The organism is Microbacterium sp., assembly GCF_011620665.1.
Lineage (GTDB): Bacteria > Actinomycetota > Actinomycetes > Actinomycetales > Microbacteriaceae > Microbacterium.
This window is the reverse complement of the sequence record NZ_WOYQ01000069.1, coordinates 20273-36056: the sequence shown is the minus strand read 5'-3', so window position 1 is coordinate 36056 and position 15784 is coordinate 20273. Positions and strand designations below refer to the sequence as shown.

Annotated in this window: 12 protein-coding genes; all 12 read right to left on the bottom strand. The window is 67.7% G+C overall.

Annotation, left to right across the window (positions count from 1 at the left end):
- Positions 1–42: 42 nt before the first annotated feature.
- A complete protein-coding gene (gmk, locus tag QZV81_RS08685) occupies positions 43–939 on the bottom strand; it encodes a guanylate kinase (protein ID WP_292835835.1) in 897 nt (298 codons plus the stop codon).
- Positions 932–1771, bottom strand: a complete 840-nt coding sequence (gene pyrF, locus QZV81_RS08680) for an orotidine-5'-phosphate decarboxylase (RefSeq protein WP_292835832.1) — start codon at positions 1769–1771, stop codon at positions 932–934. Before pyrF ends, gmk begins: the two co-directional genes overlap by 8 nt.
- 37 nt (positions 1772–1808) lie before the next feature.
- A complete protein-coding gene (carB, locus tag QZV81_RS08675) occupies positions 1809–5105 on the bottom strand; it encodes a carbamoyl-phosphate synthase large subunit (protein ID WP_292835828.1) in 3297 nt (1098 codons plus the stop codon).
- The gene (gene carA, locus QZV81_RS08670; RefSeq protein WP_292835825.1) at positions 5105–6265 is read right to left on the bottom strand and encodes a glutamine-hydrolyzing carbamoyl-phosphate synthase small subunit; all 1161 of its coding nucleotides are present in this window, start codon (positions 6263–6265) and stop codon (positions 5105–5107) included. The genes carB and carA overlap by 1 nt, the downstream gene beginning before the upstream one ends.
- On the bottom strand, positions 6262–6792 hold the full coding sequence (locus tag QZV81_RS08665) for a hypothetical protein (protein ID WP_292835822.1): 531 nt from the start codon (positions 6790–6792) through the stop codon (positions 6262–6264). Before QZV81_RS08665 ends, carA begins: the two co-directional genes overlap by 4 nt.
- Positions 6789–8087 carry a dihydroorotase gene (locus tag QZV81_RS08660; protein ID WP_292835819.1) on the bottom strand — a complete coding sequence of 433 codons (1299 nt, stop codon included), beginning with the start codon at positions 8085–8087 and terminating at the stop codon, positions 6789–6791. Before QZV81_RS08660 ends, QZV81_RS08665 begins: the two co-directional genes overlap by 4 nt.
- Positions 8084–9055 (bottom strand): aspartate carbamoyltransferase catalytic subunit, encoded by a 972-nt coding sequence (locus tag QZV81_RS08655; protein WP_292835816.1) that lies wholly within the window; start codon positions 9053–9055, stop codon positions 8084–8086. The genes QZV81_RS08660 and QZV81_RS08655 overlap by 4 nt, the downstream gene beginning before the upstream one ends.
- A complete protein-coding gene (gene pyrR / locus QZV81_RS08650; RefSeq protein WP_292835813.1) occupies positions 9052–9594 on the bottom strand; it encodes a bifunctional pyr operon transcriptional regulator/uracil phosphoribosyltransferase PyrR in 543 nt (180 codons plus the stop codon). The genes QZV81_RS08655 and pyrR overlap by 4 nt, the downstream gene beginning before the upstream one ends.
- A gap of 114 nt (positions 9595–9708) precedes the next feature.
- Positions 9709–11286, bottom strand: coding sequence for a Rieske 2Fe-2S domain-containing protein (locus QZV81_RS08645; RefSeq protein WP_292835810.1), 1578 nt, complete (start codon positions 11284–11286; stop codon positions 9709–9711).
- An 85-nt stretch (positions 11287–11371) separates the two neighbouring features.
- Entirely contained in the window at positions 11372–14665 is a 3294-nt protein-coding gene (locus QZV81_RS08640; protein ID WP_292835806.1) for a DEAD/DEAH box helicase, read from the bottom strand.
- 39 nt (positions 14666–14704) lie between these two features.
- The gene (gene nusB / locus QZV81_RS08635; RefSeq protein ID WP_292835803.1) at positions 14705–15115 is read right to left on the bottom strand and encodes a transcription antitermination factor NusB; all 411 of its coding nucleotides are present in this window, start codon (positions 15113–15115) and stop codon (positions 14705–14707) included.
- 1 nt (position 15116) lies between these two features.
- The gene (gene efp, locus QZV81_RS08630) at positions 15117–15677 is read right to left on the bottom strand and encodes an elongation factor P (protein ID WP_292835800.1); all 561 of its coding nucleotides are present in this window, start codon (positions 15675–15677) and stop codon (positions 15117–15119) included.
- Between the last annotated feature and the right edge of the window lie 107 nt (positions 15678–15784).

The window sequence follows — 15784 nt, the reverse complement described above, 5'->3', positions numbered from 1 at the left end:
CATCCGACCATTGTACCTCGTCAATGACACCGGTGCCCGGCATCAGCCGGTGAGCGAGACCACTTCGGCGGCGGCGCGTGCGACGTCGTCGTTGACGACGCGGAAGTCGAACTCGCCCTGTGAGGCCAGTTCGACTTTCGCTGTCTTGAGGCGCCGAGCGCGCTCCTCGGCATCCTCGGTCCCGCGGTCGACGAGTCGGCTCACCAGTTCGTCCCAGCTCGGTGGGAGCAGGAAGACGAGCGTCGCATCCGGAGCGGCCGCCCGTACCTGCCGCGCGCCCTGCAGATCGATTTCCAGCAGGACGGAGCGCCCGTCGGCGAGAGCCTGCTCGATCGGTGCCTTCGGCGTGCCGTAGCGGAACTGGTTGTGAACGGTCGCGTGCTCGAGCAGCTCGCCCGCGGCGATGAGGCGGTCGAACTCGGCATCGTCGACGAAGAAATAGTGCTCTCCGTCGATCTCGCCGGCGCGGGGACGCCGGGTCGTCGCCGACACCGACAGCACGAGCTCGGGGTGGTGCTCCTTGATGTGCGCGGCGACAGTGCCCTTGCCGACCGCGGTCGGACCGGCGAGCACGACGAGCCGACTGCGTCCGCCGCGCGGCCGCGGCTCGGGCCATCGCTCATCCAGGAACGCGGCAAGAAGCGACCGCTGGCGAACGCCGAGGCCGCCGAGCCGCTTGACCGGTGAGATCCCGAGGGTGGCGAGGATGCGATCCCGCTTTCCCTCGCCGATCGCGGGAATCGCCGTGAGGAACTCGGTGACGCGCATCGCACCTGCAGGCGAGTCGGGCGCGGCCTGCGCACGCCGAAGTAGCTCCTGCGGAGTGATGACGCGGGTGGCCACGTCACGCTTGAGGGAGGCACGTTCGCGGCGCGCGGCGACGGCGCGACGCGATGCGGCCGCGCGATCGACCTCGGGAGGAGTGCGGGAATCAGCCATGCGAGCCTCCACGGTACAGGGCGGAGCGGGCCTCGATACGGTCGGCCAAGGCGTGGGGTCCGGCGGAGAGGATGCTGCGACTCTCACTGGCGATGACGCCGGGTGCGAAGCGCCCGAAGATGCGATCGAGATCCTCCGGGTCCGCACCCTGGGTGCCGAATCCGGGCGCCAGGACAGCCAGGGTGCCCTCGGAAGGAGCCTCCAGTCCGCGTTTCCCGAGATCGACGGTGGCGCCGACCACAAGGCCGAGCGAAGACCACTCGCCCACGGAACGGGCCGCGTCGTAACCGGCGACGGCGGCCGCGATCGAGCCGGCGACGGTGCCGCTGACGGTCTGTGCGGACTGCAGGATCTCGCCCTCGGGGTTGCTCGTGGCGGCGAGGACGAACACGCCCTTCCCGTGGGCGAGCGCGAGGTCGAAAGTCGAGGCCAGCGCACCGACGCCGAGGTAGGGATTCACCGTGAGTGCGTCGGCCTCCAGCGGGGCGCCGGGTGTGAGCCATGCGGCCGCGTAGGCGTCCATCGTCGTGCCGATGTCGCCGCGCTTGGCGTCGGCGATCACGAGGAGCTCCGCCGCGCGTGCCGCCGCAAGCACCTCCTCCAGAGCGGCGAATCCGGCCGCACCGAACCGCTCGAAGAACGACACCTGGGGCTTGATGACGGCGACCCGACCGGCAGCGGCATCGACGACGCGCAGCCCGAACTCGCGTACGCCGGTGGCATCGACCGAAAGTCCCCAGTCGCGCAGGAGCGCTTCATGCGGATCGATTCCGACGCACAGGGGCCCCCGCGCCGCCAGCTGGGCGCGCAGACGCGCGCCGAACGTGCTCACGTCTGCTCTTCCGTCTGACGCGGAGCAATCGGGAGGCTCACGCCGTCGCCGCCCGATTCTGGCGGTCGATCGCGTACTCCTGCAGGCTCTTGACCGCGAAGCCTGTGCGCAGCACCGGGAGAGCGCTGACGGCGGCACCGAGGACGGCCATCGTGGTGAAAAGCGCCTTGTCGGCGGCGACGGCCGCCGCGCGGATCTCATAGCCGTCGGCGCGCGCGACGCCGCCGGAAGGGGTGTTCACGACGATGTCGATCTCGCCGGCATTGATCAGGTCGACGACATTGCGCTCGCCCGTCACCTGTGTCGCGGAGTACTTGTTCACGACCTCGACCCGGATGCCGTTGCGCGCGAGGATCTCGGCGGTGCCTTCCGTCGCAGTGAGCCGGAAGCCGAGTTCCTGCAGCCGGTGCGCAGGAAGGATGACGGCGCGCTTGTCGTCGTCGGCAACCGAGAGGAAGACGGTGCCCTCGGTCGGCATGCCGCCGTATGCGGCCGCCTGGCTCTTGGCGAACGCCGTGGGGAAGTCGCGGTCGATGCCCATGACTTCTCCGGTCGATCTCATCTCAGGCCCGAGCACGGAGTCGACCGTGTGACCGTCGGCGGTGCGGAATCGCTTGAACGGCAGCACGGCTTCCTTGACGGCCACGGGCGAATCCAGCGGGACGCGCGAACCGTCCTGTGCCGGGAGCATCCCTTCCGCCTTCAGCTCGTCGATCGTCGCGCCCGCCATGATGCGCGCCGCAGCTTTGGCGAGCGGAATTCCCAGTGCCTTCGACACGAACGGCACGGTCCGCGACGCGCGCGGGTTCGCCTCGATGACGTAGAGGACGCCCGCCGACACGGCGAACTGCACGTTCAGGAGACCCCGCACACCCACGCCCTCGGCGATGGCGAGGGTCGCCGTCCGCACGCGGTCGATCTCGGTGCGTCCGAGCGAGACGGGTGGCAGCGTGCACGAGGAGTCGCCGGAGTGGATCCCGGCTTCTTCGAGGTGTTCCATGACGCCGCCGATGTAGAGCTCCTGCCCGTCGTACAGCGCGTCGACATCGAGTTCCACGGCGTCGTCGAGGAAGCGGTCGACCAGCAGAGGCTTGCCGTCTTCGATCACGACCTCTCCAGCAGTGCGCACGAAATAGTCGCGCAGGCTCGCCGTGTCGTAGACGATCTCCATGCCGCGCCCCCCGAGCACGAAGCTCGGCCGTACCAGCACGGGATAGCCGATCTCCTCGGCGATCGCGACGGCACCCGCTTCGTTGATCGCGGTGCCGTGGCGGGGAGCGATCAGCCCGGCCCGATCGAGCAGCTGAGAGAACAGCTCACGTTCCTCCGCGATGTCGATCGCGGCGGGCGAAGTGCCCAGGATCGTATAACCCGCGTCCTCGATGCCCTTGGCGAGTCCGAGCGGCGTCTGACCTCCCAGCTGACACACGACGCCGAGAATCTCGCCGGACTGCGCTTCGGCATGGAGCACCTCGAGGACGTCTTCGAGGGTGAGCGGCTCGAAATACAGGCGATCGCTGGTGTCGTAGTCGGTCGAGACGGTTTCGGGGTTGCAGTTGACCATGATGGTTTCGAAACCGGCATCCGACAGCGCGAACGAGGCGTGCACGCACGAGTAGTCGAACTCGACACCCTGACCGATCCGGTTGGGACCCGAGCCGATGATGACGACCTTGGTCCGTTCGGACGCGGTCACTTCGGTTTCACGATCGTAGCTGGAGTAGTGGTAGGGCGTCAGGGCCGGGAACTCCCCCGCGCAGGTGTCAACCGTCTTGTAGACCGGTCGAACACCGAGCGTCCAGCGCAGGCCACGGATCTCGGCCTCTGAGTCACCGCGGAGCTGGGCCAGTTGCGCGTCGCTGAAGCCGTGCTCCTTCGCGAGGCGGAGAGTGGCCGTGTCGAGCGCAGGCGCCGTCCGGATGAACTCGGCGACTTCGTTGATGAGGGCGATCTGGTCGAGGAACCAGGGGTCGATCTTGGTCGCCTCGAAGGCTTGCTCAGCGGTGGCGCCCTTGCGCATCGCCTGCTGCAGCACCACGATCCGGCCGTCGGTGGGCTTCTCTGCGATTTCGAGCAGTTCCTCGGCGGAACGCGCATCCACGCCCCAATGGAAGCTCGAGCCGCGCTTCTCCAGCGAACGCAGCGCCTTCTGCAGAGCCGTCGTGAAGTTGCGCCCGATGGCCATCGCCTCGCCGACTGACTTCATCGTGGTCGTGAGCGTCGTGTCGGCGTTCGGGAACTTCTCGAAATTGAACCGCGGCACCTTCACCACGACGTAGTCGAGCGTCGGCTCGAAACTCGCTGGGGTCGCCCCGGTGATGTCATTGGGCACCTCGTCGAGCCGATAGCCGATCGCCAGTTTGGCGGCGAGTTTGGCGATCGGGAAGCCGGTGGCCTTGGAGGCCAGTGCCGAGGACCGGGAGACACGCGGGTTCATCTCGATGACGATGATGCGGCCGGATGCCGGGTCCACCGCGAACTGGATGTTGCATCCGCCCGTGTCGACGCCGACGGCACGGATGATGTCGATGCCGATGTCGCGCAGCTTCTGATACTCGCGATCGGTGAGGGTCAGAGCCGGCGCCACCGTGATCGAGTCGCCGGTATGCACGCCTACCGGGTCGACATTCTCGATCGAGCAGACGACCACGGTGTTGTCCGCCGTGTCGCGCATGAGTTCGAGTTCGTACTCTTTCCATCCGAGGATCGACTCCTCGAGGAGCACCTCGGTGGTGGGAGAGTCGCGAAGTCCGGCGCCTGCGATGCGACGGAGGTCATCCTCTCCGTAGGCGAAGCCCGAGCCCAGCCCACCCATGGTGAAGGATGGGCGCACGACGAGCGGGTAGCCGAGCTCGGCGGCACCGGCAAGAACCTCGTCCATCGTGTGCGCGATGCGCGACGCCGCGACCTCCGCGCCCGCGTCGAGCACGAGCTGCTTGAAGATCTGGCGATCCTCGCCCTTGTTGATCGCTTCGAAGTCGGCGCCGATGAGCTCGACGTCATACTTGTCGAGGACGCCGTGGTTGTGCAGGTCGATCGCAGCGTTGAGAGCGGTCTGCCCGCCGAGCGTCGGCAGGATCGCGTCGGGCTTCTCTTTGGCGATGATGGTCTCGATGACCTGCCAAGTGATGGGTTCGATGTAGGTCGCGTCGGCGAAGTCGGGATCGGTCATGATCGTCGCCGGGTTGGAGTTGACGAGGATGACCCTCACTCCCTCCTCGCGAAGCACGCGGCACGCCTGAGTTCCGGAGTAGTCGAACTCGCACGCCTGACCGATGACGATCGGGCCGGAGCCGATCACGAGGACGGAGTTGATGTCGGTGCGCTTGGGCATCAGTTCTTGTTCTCCAGAGTGGTGCGGACGAGGTCGGCGAACCGGTCGAACAGATAGTTGGCGTCGTGTGGACCGGCGGCCGCCTCGGGGTGATACTGCACGCTGAAGGCCGGGATGTCGAGCGCTCGCAGGCCTTCCACCACGTTGTCGTTGAGACCGACATGACTCACCTCGACGCGGCCGTAGCCGGTCGGGCTGAGCGTCTCCCCCTCGAGCGGAGCGTCGACGGCGAAGCCGTGGTTATGGGCCGTGATCTCCACGCGGCCGGTCTGCTTATCGAGGACGGGCTGATTGATGCCGCGGTGTCCGAAGGGCAGTTTGTAGGTATCGAATCCCAGAGCGCGCCCGAGCAACTGGTTGCCGAAGCAGATGCCGAAGAACGGCAGCCCGTCATCGAGCACTTCGCGCAAGAGTGCCACGTGGTCGCCGGACGCGGCCGGGTCGCCGGGGCCGTTGGAGTAGAAGACTCCGACCGGTCCGATAGCGCGGATCTGTTCGATCGAGACGTTCTGCGGCAGGACGTGCACGTCGAACCCGCGCGCGGCGAGGTTGTCGATCGTCGCTTTCTTCACACCAAGGTCGAGGACGGCGAGATTGCCGATCCGATCGGCGACAGCCCGGGTCACTTCGGCGGCGGCGACCGACACCTGCGCGGACAGGTTCCGACCCGCCATGATCGGTGCATCCCGGACGATGCGGAGCTGCTCCTCCGCATCGAGATGCGCCGCGTCGCCGGAGAACACTCCCCCGCGCATCGAGCCTGCCGAGCGCAGAACGCGCGTGATCGCACGAGTGTCGACGCCGGAGATGCCGACGATGCCGTCGCGCACGAGCGCATCGTCGAGAGATTCCACAGCGCGCCAGCTCGAGACCACGCGCGAGGGGTCGCGCACGATGTATCCGGCGACCCAGATGCGCCGCGACTCGGGGTCTTCTTCGTTCATCCCCGTGTTGCCGATGTGCGGCGCCGTTTGAAGGACGATCTGGCCGGCATACGAGGGGTCGGTGAGCGTTTCCTGGTACCCCGTCATCCCGGTCGCGAAGACGACCTCGCCGAGTGCCCTGCCGCGGGCGCCATAGGCGCGGCCGAGGTGGCGGCTTCCGTCTTCGAGGACGAGCACGGCGGGGTCGAGCGTGAGCGAGAAAGCGGAGGGGGTCATACGTCGGTTCCCGTCGGGGTGGTCGGAGTGGACGATTCGAGGGTGCGCGGCAGGATCTCGGCGATCGCGCCCTCGAGCGTGCGTGCGTGCGCATCCTGCGCCCGAAGGAAGGTGTCGACGGTCGCCTCACCGATGCGCCAAGCCAACCGGACGAGGCCGCCCGGCTCGACGACGCGGTCGATCGCCACGGTCGCGAGATCGACCCCCGCGATGGCTGAAACGGGCACGAACATCCGTCGCTGACCGGTGAGGTCCAGCGCGACCCCCGCGCTGGTCACGGTGATCGTGGCGCGTGAGCGGAACCCGAGCCCGCGGATCGCGAGACGCTCCAGCGGCTCGTCGTGTGCGGTCGTCGCGACATAGAAGGCGTCGAAGCTGCCCGCCACCACCGCACCGTCGGGAATCTCTCCGACCGGGGCCGTGAGCCCCCTGTCGCGTCGGGTCCGGCTCGTCCAAGCCCATACGCCCAGTCCCACCAAGACCAGGGCCAGGACGACCACGAGCCCGAGAGCGACCTCGCGGGTCATGCGACGACCTCCTGGCGCAGGAGGCCGTCGGCGACCGTCGCCACCCCGCGGAAGAACGTCCAGCGCACGTCTCCCGGAAGCTCACGACCCAGGTAGGGCGAATTCGCGCTACGACCCCGCAGGTCCTCTCGGGTGAACGGCCGGGACGGAGACGGATCGTAGAGCGTGAGGGATGCCGCGGCTCCCGCGATGAGCGTGCCCGGCTCCAGATGACCGATGCGGGCCGGGGCGCTCGACATCACGCGGGCTACGTCATCCCAGGAGAGCAATCCTGTGTCGACCACGGACTGCTGCACGACCCGCAGGGCCGTCTCCAGCCCCACCATTCCGTTCGCGGCAGCCTGCCACTCACACGACTTGCTCTCGGCAGGGTGCGGGGCATGGTCGGTCGCGACGATGTCGATCGTGCCGTCGGCGAGGCCCTCACGGACGGCGAGGACGTCCTCTTCGCGCCGAAGCGGCGGATTGACCTTGAAGCGTGCGTCATAGTCGCGCACGAGTTCTTCCGTCAGCAGCAGGTGATGCGGCGTGACCTCCGCGGTCACATTCACGCCGCGCTTCTTCGCCCAGCGGATGATGTCGACCGAACCGGCCGTGGACAGGTGACAGACGTGCAACCGCGAGCCGACGTGCTCGGCCAGCAGAACGTCGCGGGCGATGATCGACTCCTCCGCGACGGCGGGCCACCCGGTCAGGCCCAGCTCGGCTGAGACCGTGCCCTCGTTCATCTGAGCGCCCTCGGTCAGGCGCGGATCCTGCGCGTGCTGGGCGATGACACCGTCGAACACCTTCACATACTCGAGCGCGCGGCGCATGATGAGAGGGTCGAAGACGCAGGAGCCGTCGTCGCTGAAGAGGCGCACGCGTGCCCTCGACGATGCCATCGCGCCGAGTTCCGCCAGCCGCTCGCCCTTCTGGCCGACGGTCACGGCGCCGATCGGCTGCACGTGGACGTACCCGGCGGCCTCGCCCAGGGCAAGCTCCTGCTCCACGACACCGGCCGTGTCGGCGACCGGCGACGTATTGGGCATCGCGAAGACGGTCGTGTAGCCGCCCGCGGCCGCGGCACGCGAGCCGCTGAGGATCGTCTCCGACGCTTCGAATCCTGGCTCGCGCAGGTGCGTGTGCAGGTCGACGAGCCCGGGAAGAGCGATCAGGCCCGCTGCATCCACGACGTCCGCACCCGCGCGCGAGAGGCCCGAGCCGATCTCGGCGATGCGTCCGCCTTCGACGATCATGTCCACCGAGACGCCGGAGTGCAGTCGCGCCCCGCGGATCACAGTGGTTGCGGTCATCGGGCATCCTCCTTTTCGTGCGTCGTCTCGCGCTCCCCTGCCAACAGCAGGTACAGCGCCGCCATGCGCACCGACACGCCGTTGGCGACCTGCTCCAGCACGGTCGAGCGCGGCGAATCGGCCGCGTCGGCGGAGATCTCCATGCCCCGATTCATCGGACCCGGGTGCATCACAATGCTATCTGCGGGCAGTCGCGCCAGTCGCGCCGCATCCAACCCCCATTGGCGGGAATACTCCCGTTCACTGGGGAAATATGCAGCCTTCATGCGTTCCAGCTGGACGCGGAGCATCATGATCGCATCGGGACCGGCGTCGATGGCCTCGTCGAGGTCGTAGACGATGCGCACCGGCCACGACGAGACATCCTGCGGCACAAGGGTGGGCGGCGCGACGAGAGTCACGTCGGCGCCGAGCGTGGTCAGCAGCCAGACGTTCGAGCGGGCGACGCGGGAGTGCAGGACATCGCCCACGATCGTCACCTGCAAGCCTGCCAGGTCATGCCCGCGGCTGTCGGCGCCGAAGAATCGCTTGCGAATCGTGAAGGCGTCCAGCAGAGCCTGCGTCGGATGCTCGTGCGTGCCGTCACCGGCGTTGACGACGCCGGCTGAGATCCACCCGCTGGCGGCGAGGGTCCGCGGTGCACCGGAGGCGCCATGGCGGATCACAACGGCATCCGCCCCCATCGCCTGAAGGGTCTGAGCGGTGTCCTGCAGGGACTCGCCCTTGGAAATCGATGACCCCTTCGCCGCGAAATTGATGACGTCGGCGGAGAGACGCTTGGCCGCCGCCTCGAACGAGATGCGAGTGCGGGTGGAGTCTTCGAAGAAGAGGTTGACGACCGTCTTCCCCCGCAGTGTCGGCAGTTTGCGGATCTCGCGCGACTGCGTGTCGCGCATCTCCTCGGAGACATCGAGGAGACGGAGGGCCTCGATCAGGGAGAGCGTGCGGGTGTCCAGAAGGTGCCTCATGACGCGATCGTCACCTCGTCGACACCGTCCACCTCGACCAGCCGGACCTGCACGCGTTCGTGTCGGGCGCTCGGCAGGTTCTTGCCCACGAAGTCGGGCCGGATCGGCAGCTCGCGGTGCCCGCGATCAACGAGGATCGCGAGGCGGACGGCCGCAGGCCTGCCGATGTCGCTCAACGCATCGAGCGCGGCGCGAATCGATCGACCCGAGAACAGGACATCGTCGGCGAGGATGACCGTCTTGCCATCGATCCCACCCGGCGGGATCTGCGTCGCGTGGGGCGTGCGCGTCGGATGACGGTGCAGGTCATCGCGGTACATCGTGACGTCGAGGGCGCCCACCGGAACCGGCCGGCCGGAGATCTCGGCCAGCTGCGCCCCGATGCGCTCGGCGAGAGTGACGCCACGGGTCGGGATGCCGAGGACCATCAGGTCGTCGGGACCCTTGTTCGACTCGAGGATCTCGTGAGAGATCCGAGTCAGGGCGCGCGCGATGTCGGCTTGTTCAAGCACGGTGCGCGCGTTCTCGCTGGTGCTCATCGGCCGCTCCCTTCTCCGCCTCACGGGACGGTGTTAAAGGTTGCTGTGCTTACGTCACCCACACTACCGGACGGAACCGCCGCAGGTTCTTCGCCGCTGCCATGCGGGGAGCGTTCACGGCGTCGGCTGCGTCGCGGCTTCGGTGAGTCCCCCGTCGACGGAGACGCTCGCCCGGATCGGGTGGCCCTGTGTCGTCAAGCACCGGCCGGTGGCGAGGTCCCACTTCCAGTCGTGCAACGAGCACGTGAGAACGCCGTCCTCGATCGTGCCGGTCTTGGTGAGGTCGGCGCGCAGGTGCGGGCATCGCCGCTGGACGGTCCACTCGCCCAGTTCGGTGTCCTCGGTCTGATCGGACTGCTCGGCGTACCAGTTCTCGACGTACTCGATGCGGTCGCGCGACAGGCACTTGAGAAAGGTCGTCAGGAACTCGTTGAACTTTCCACTTCGGCCGACCTGGAACTGCATCGACAGGAAGATCGAGTTGGACCAGTCGATTTCGTGGTCGGCGATGTTGGTCGAGACGAGGTCGGCGGGGATCGTGTACCAGTAGAGGCACTCCTCCCCGGCGTACTCACGGACCTTTGCGCGGGGGAAGTCGACGACCATGTCCAGCTCGCCGATGCGGAAGCGGACATTTCCGCCGACGCCCGCGCGGATCGTCCGCGCCCGGCGCAGGAGCGGCTCCCACCAGTCTTTGAGCGCGGAAAGCATCTCGGCCGGCGGCAGGACGGGGGCACGCGAGGCCTGTTCGGCGGCGATCTCGCTCTGGCGGCCATCCCGCTGTTGCGCGAGGTAGTTCCACTTGTCGTGGAAGACGCGCTCGATCTCCGCCTCGGTGTACAGCGTCTGGGTGATCTGTGCCGCGCTGCCGTTCAGATCGACCTGCGTGCCCGGGAGGAACAAGTGCCCCTGCTGGGCAGGGCGGACCTCCGCCATATGCGCGAGGAACTGCGCCTGATCGGTGAAGATCGAATCCTCCTCGCTGCCCCACCCGTTGTAGCCGAAGAGATCCTCGCGCAGAAACATCGGCGGACCGGCCATCGGGAAGACGTGCGCGGCATCGACCTTCTCGATGTAGTAGAGCGCGCGCTTGTTCTGCGCATCGCGTTTGAGGTGCGCGAAATTCTGCTTCGCGTCCTGGGGCAGGTCGTAGACCATGGGCCACCAGATCGCACCGGAGGTCTGGGTGAAGTACGCATCCGGAGTCCCGAAGCTCAGCAGCGTCTCGAGATCCAGCGGGTGCGAATCGTTCTGATTCAGGATGCTGGCGGTGCCGTCGTCGACCGACAGCGACGAGTCTCCGATCGGGCCGTCGCTGGGGGCGCGAAGCGGGGTGATCATGACCCTCAGATCACCGAAGAGCTGCGGCACGCCGGCCTGCGTGTAAACGATGTTGTCGAATCCGAGCGCGCGAAGATCGCTCTCAAGATCCTCGGTCGGGTAGTCGGGCAGGAGAACGGGGATGTCGCGGCGCACGTGGCTCTGGAGCAGCGCCGGATCGAAGTGATCACGGTGGCGGTGCGAGATGTACAGGAAGTCCGCGGCGCCGAAGCGCGGCCAGTCCAAGCCTCGGTTGTCGGGAAAAGGGAACCACGATCCGAAGAAGCTTGGTCCGACGACCGGGTCGCAGAGGATGCTGCCCCCGGTCGTTTCGATGAACATGCCGGCGTGGCCGAGTCCTGTGATGCGCATGGGGGGAACCTCCTGGTCGAGCGACGACGAGTCTACGCGGAGCGGATGCCGGCACCGGGCGCGCGGGCCGTGCAAAGCGCGCGCCTCACGCGTCGAAGAGGCCGCGGATGTCTTCGGCGGTCAGCGATCGCGCCAGCATGTCATCGTCGCCCATGACCGATTGGAACAGGCGCGCCTTGCGCTGCTGCAACGCGAGGACCTTTTCCTCGATCGTGCCGCTCGCGATGAGGCGATACACATTGACCGGCCGGCTCTGTCCGATCCGATGAGCGCGGTCCACGGCCTGCGCCTCGGCAGCGGGGTTCCACCACGGGTCGAGCAGGAACACATAGTCAGCCTCGGTGAGTGTCAATCCGAATCCGCCGGCCTTCAAGCTGATGAGGAACACAGGCGCGTCGCCCGTGCGGAACGAGTCGACGACGTCGGCGCGGCGGCGCGTCGAACCGTCGAGGTACTCGTAGCGGATGCCGTGGGCATCCAGTTCGTCGCGGACGAGAGCCAGGTACGACGTGAACTGGCTGAACACGAGCGCGCGATGGCCCTCGGTCACGACCTCGCCCAGGCGCTCCCCCAACGCGTCGAGCTTGCTGGAGCGGATCCCCGCACCGCCCATGCCGACGAGCGCCGGGGCCAGGGCGAGGCGCCGCAGCAACGTCAGCGAACGGAACACGATGAATCGGTTGCGGTCGAGGTCTGCCAGCAGGCCCAGCACCTTCTGTCGCTCGCGCTGGAGCACGGTGTCGTAGAGGGTCCGGTGGGCCGGACTCAGTTCGACGTGCAGCTCCTGCTCTTGGCGTGCAGGCAGCTCCGGGGCGACCAGTTCTTTGGACCGGCGCAGCAGGAACGGCCGTACACGCAGGCGCAGTCGGCGGAGACGATCCTCTCGGTACGGCGTGCCCTCCTGATTCTCTGGCACTCTGCCCTGTTCGATGGGTCGCACATACTCCTCACGGAACCTCCGCGCCGACGGGAACAGACCTGGGCACGCGAGCGACAGGAGCGCCCACAGCTCGACGAGCGAGTTTTCCAGCGGGGTCCCCGTCACCGCCAGAACCGTGTCCGCCTGCAAGCGCTGGACGGCGTGATACAGGCGGGTGCGCGGGTTCTTCACGAACTGCGCTTCATCGAGGATCACACCCGCCCAGGTGGCTGCGGCAAAGCGTTCTTCGTCGAGCCGGAGGACCGTATAGGAAGTGACGACCACGTCGGCTTCGTTCGTGTCCGGCGCGAAGCCGCGCCCCGCGGCCGTGGACCCGGCGAGTCGCACGCGCAGTCCCGGAGCGAATCGTGCGGCCTCCGTCTGCCAGGTCGTCAGTACCGACGTGGGAGCGACGATCAGGAAGGGTCGGCGCTCACCGCTCTCGAGGGCGTGCAGGATCAGCGCCAGCACCTGCATGGTCTTCCCGAGCCCCATATCGTCAGCGAGGATCCCGCCCAGGTGATGTCGCCACCACAGCGCGAGCCGCTGGAACCCCTCCTTCTGGTACGGTCGCAGCTCGGCGCGCAGGCCCGTGGGCAGGTCGACAGGTTGGACATCGGCGCCGCGGAACGCCTGGACGGCGGTGTTCCAGCGGGGAGCCGGAAGTGCCTCGTCGGCGAGGTCTTCGAGGTCGTCCCAGAGCGGCAGCTGATAGCGGCTGATCCGGGGGCCCGACTCCCACTCCGACAGTTCGCCGGCTTCATCGATGAGGTCCCGCAGGCGATCGAGCGCCGGATGCGCCAGGGAGAAGTAGTGTCCATCGGCGAGCAGGAGGTTCTTTCGCCGCGTCGCGAGCGCAGAGAACAACGGGCGAAAGGGGATGCGGTGGCCGTCGATCTCCACGAGCACGCCGAGGTCGAACCAATCCGGGTCGTCGCTCTCGACGGTCTTCACGGTGATGCGCGGATCGCCCGTCAGCTCACGGAACACGCGTCGCCGACCGCGGACTTCGACCCGGACGCCGACGATCGCCTCGAGCGCGGGCAGCACGTGCTCGGTGAACTCAGCCGCATCCACGTCGGCGAGAGCGGCTCCGGCGATGAAACTGAGACCTCGGTCGCTCCACGAGCGTGCGATCGCGACGCGCAGGTCTGATTCCGCTTCGGAACCGTCGGTCGTGTCGAAGGGGGCGCGGCCGACCCCGGGACGGTGCCACTCCAGGGTGTAGCGCACGGTCGAGGACGGACCGAAGTGCACCGAGGCCACGGCGCTGGTGCGCTCAGGCTCGGGCAGGTGCACCCCCTCCCCCGCGATCACATCGGCGTCGCGCGCGATGCGCGGGTAGACCCGGCTGAGAAACTCGTCGGTGTCCTCCGAGGGAACCACGACGCGTGCGCGCGAGGTGAGGAGTGCGTGCTGGATCTCGCCGAGCGCGAGCGCCGCCAGCGTGAGGCGGATGCCTGAACCGGTGGCCGCAACGGCGTACACGCCCACGTGACCGACAGGGCGCACCGCAGCAGGATCGACGATTTCACCGTCGATCGTCACGTGCGGGATCAGCGCCAACCCCCCGGCGGCCGTCCGCTCGACGGAAACCGCCACGTCGGCTGTGTCCGCGGTCGTGACCGTCTGGCTCTTCGCCGTAGCCACGATCGCGATTCCGAGTCCCTCCGCCGATCGCAGGTGCGGCCAGAGCAACCCCGATTCGACCGCGTCGAGCGTCACCCAGGTGGAATCGTCGTGGACGCCGGCGAGCAGTCGGGCCTCATGCGCGATGCCGTACAGCTCCGTGAACCAGCGCGCTTGGACGTGCGGGTGTCGGTTCGGGGACGCCTGGTGGACGTTGCGGCGCAGAATCTCCCAGGACACCTCGGCTCGCACCCATGCGCCCGTGGCGGCGCTGCGAGTCAACGGCCGAAGCCCCACCGAGACGTCCTCGGTGCGCCCGCGGGCAAACGCTGCAGCGAGGGCGCGGGGAGTGGCAGTCTGCACCCGGCGCGCGCCCCAGTGAGCAGTCTCGCGCGGCTCGCGCAGGCGCACTTCCACGCCCAGGGCCAGGGGACGAACCGCGACGGCCGACTCATCGGGCGGCAACAGGGCCCGCCAGCTCGAGGGTGGCGGAGAAACCGGTTGAGCGGCGCCGACATCCGCGTGCACGCCGGCGCTCGCGCCGGCGTTGCTGCGCACCAGCGTGGCGACGGTGTGCTTGCAGTTCTCGCCGACCGGGCACGAGCAGTATGCGGTCATGATGCGCGGCGTCACACCGGTCGCATCGAGCCGGATCGTGCAGCGATACAGCGCGGATGCGCTGCCCGCGACGAGCCCGCGGAGCGTGGAATCCACGTCATCCCAGCTGATCCGACGCACTGCGGCGCTCCGCGCGTAGTCGAGACCCCGCGCGTATGCGCCCGCCCCGACCGCACGACGGATCTCGGCGTCGGGGACGGGCGGGGCGGACACGTTTTCCCTCCTCACGGGGTCTGTCTGGCGGCGGAGAGATCAGTTGGCGCGTGTGATGCGGGCCAGCACACCGTGCACGAAAGCTCCGGAATCGTCGGTGGAGTACTCCTTCGCGAGCTCCACCGCCTCGTCGATCGCAACGGCGGCGGGCACTTCACCGTTGTACAGGAGCTCCCACACGCCCATGCGGAGGATCGCACGGTCGACGGCCGGCATCCGCTCGAGCTTCCAATCCCGCGCGTGAGTGATGATCTGCTCGTCGATCTCGTCGCGGTTGTCGATCACCCCGTCCACGATCTCACGAGCGTAGAGCCACGACGCCTCACGTGCCGGCTCATTCGCCGCGCGCTCCGCCTCGACCACGAGCGTCGCGCGGAGGTCGTCGCCTCGGACATCGGACTGATACAGGATGTCGAGGGCGCGTTTGCGCGCCTTGCTGCGGGCGCTCAAGTCAGTTGACGCGGCCGAGGTATTCACCCGTCCGGGTGTCGACCTTGACTTTCGTGCCCTGCTCGACGAACAGGGGAACCTGGATCTCGTACCCGGTCTCGACCGTGGCAGGCTTGGTGCCGGCCGACGACCGGTCGCCCTGCAGTCCGGGCTCGGTGTAGGTGATCTCGAGGATCACGGAGGCCGGCAGCTCGACGTACAGCGGGTTGTCGTTGTTCAGTGCGATCTGGACCTGCTGATTCTCCAGCATGAAGTTCTTCGCATCGCCCACGGTCGCCGCTCCCACGGTGAGCTGGTCGTAGTTGTCGACGTCCATGAACACGAAACCGTCGCCGTCGTTGTAGAGGTACGTGAAGTCGCGGCGGTCGACGTTCTCGATGTCGATCTTGGCGCCTGCGTTGTAGGTACGATCGACGACCTTGCCGCTCACGACGTTCTTGAGCTTCGTGCGCACGAACGCACCGCCCTTGCCCGGCTTGACGTGCTGGAACTCGATCACGTTCCACAACTGTCCGTCGATCGAGAGGACGACGCCGTTCTTGATGTCTGCGGTGGATGCCATGAGCGTTCTTCCGTTCTGAAGGGTGCGAGGCGCAACGCCCCGGAGGTCGGGGGCGGGCCGACAGTCGATTCTACGGGATGGGCGCCGACGCCATCGGAGGCGAATGA

What these genes read in the sequence shown, in the direction of transcription:
- gmk (WP_292835835.1), bottom strand. Translation starts at nt 939, where the DNA reads ATGGCTGATTCCCGCACTCCTCCCGAGGTCGATCGCGCGGCCGCATCG.
- carB (WP_292835828.1), bottom strand. Translation starts at nt 5,105, where the DNA reads ATGCCCAAGCGCACCGACATCAACTCCGTCCTCGTGATCGGCTCCGGC.
- carA (WP_292835825.1), bottom strand. Translation starts at nt 6,265, where the DNA reads ATGACCCCCTCCGCTTTCTCGCTCACGCTCGACCCCGCCGTGCTCGTC.
- QZV81_RS08665 (WP_292835822.1), bottom strand. Translation starts at nt 6,792, where the DNA reads ATGACCCGCGAGGTCGCTCTCGGGCTCGTGGTCGTCCTGGCCCTGGTC.
- QZV81_RS08660 (WP_292835819.1), bottom strand. Translation starts at nt 8,087, where the DNA reads ATGACCGCAACCACTGTGATCCGCGGGGCGCGACTGCACTCCGGCGTC.
- QZV81_RS08655 (WP_292835816.1), bottom strand. Translation starts at nt 9,055, where the DNA reads ATGAGGCACCTTCTGGACACCCGCACGCTCTCCCTGATCGAGGCCCTC.
- pyrR (WP_292835813.1), bottom strand. Translation starts at nt 9,594, where the DNA reads ATGAGCACCAGCGAGAACGCGCGCACCGTGCTTGAACAAGCCGACATC.
- QZV81_RS08645 (WP_292835810.1), bottom strand. Translation starts at nt 11,286, where the DNA reads ATGCGCATCACAGGACTCGGCCACGCCGGCATGTTCATCGAAACGACC.
- efp (WP_292835800.1), bottom strand. Translation starts at nt 15,677, where the DNA reads ATGGCATCCACCGCAGACATCAAGAACGGCGTCGTCCTCTCGATCGAC.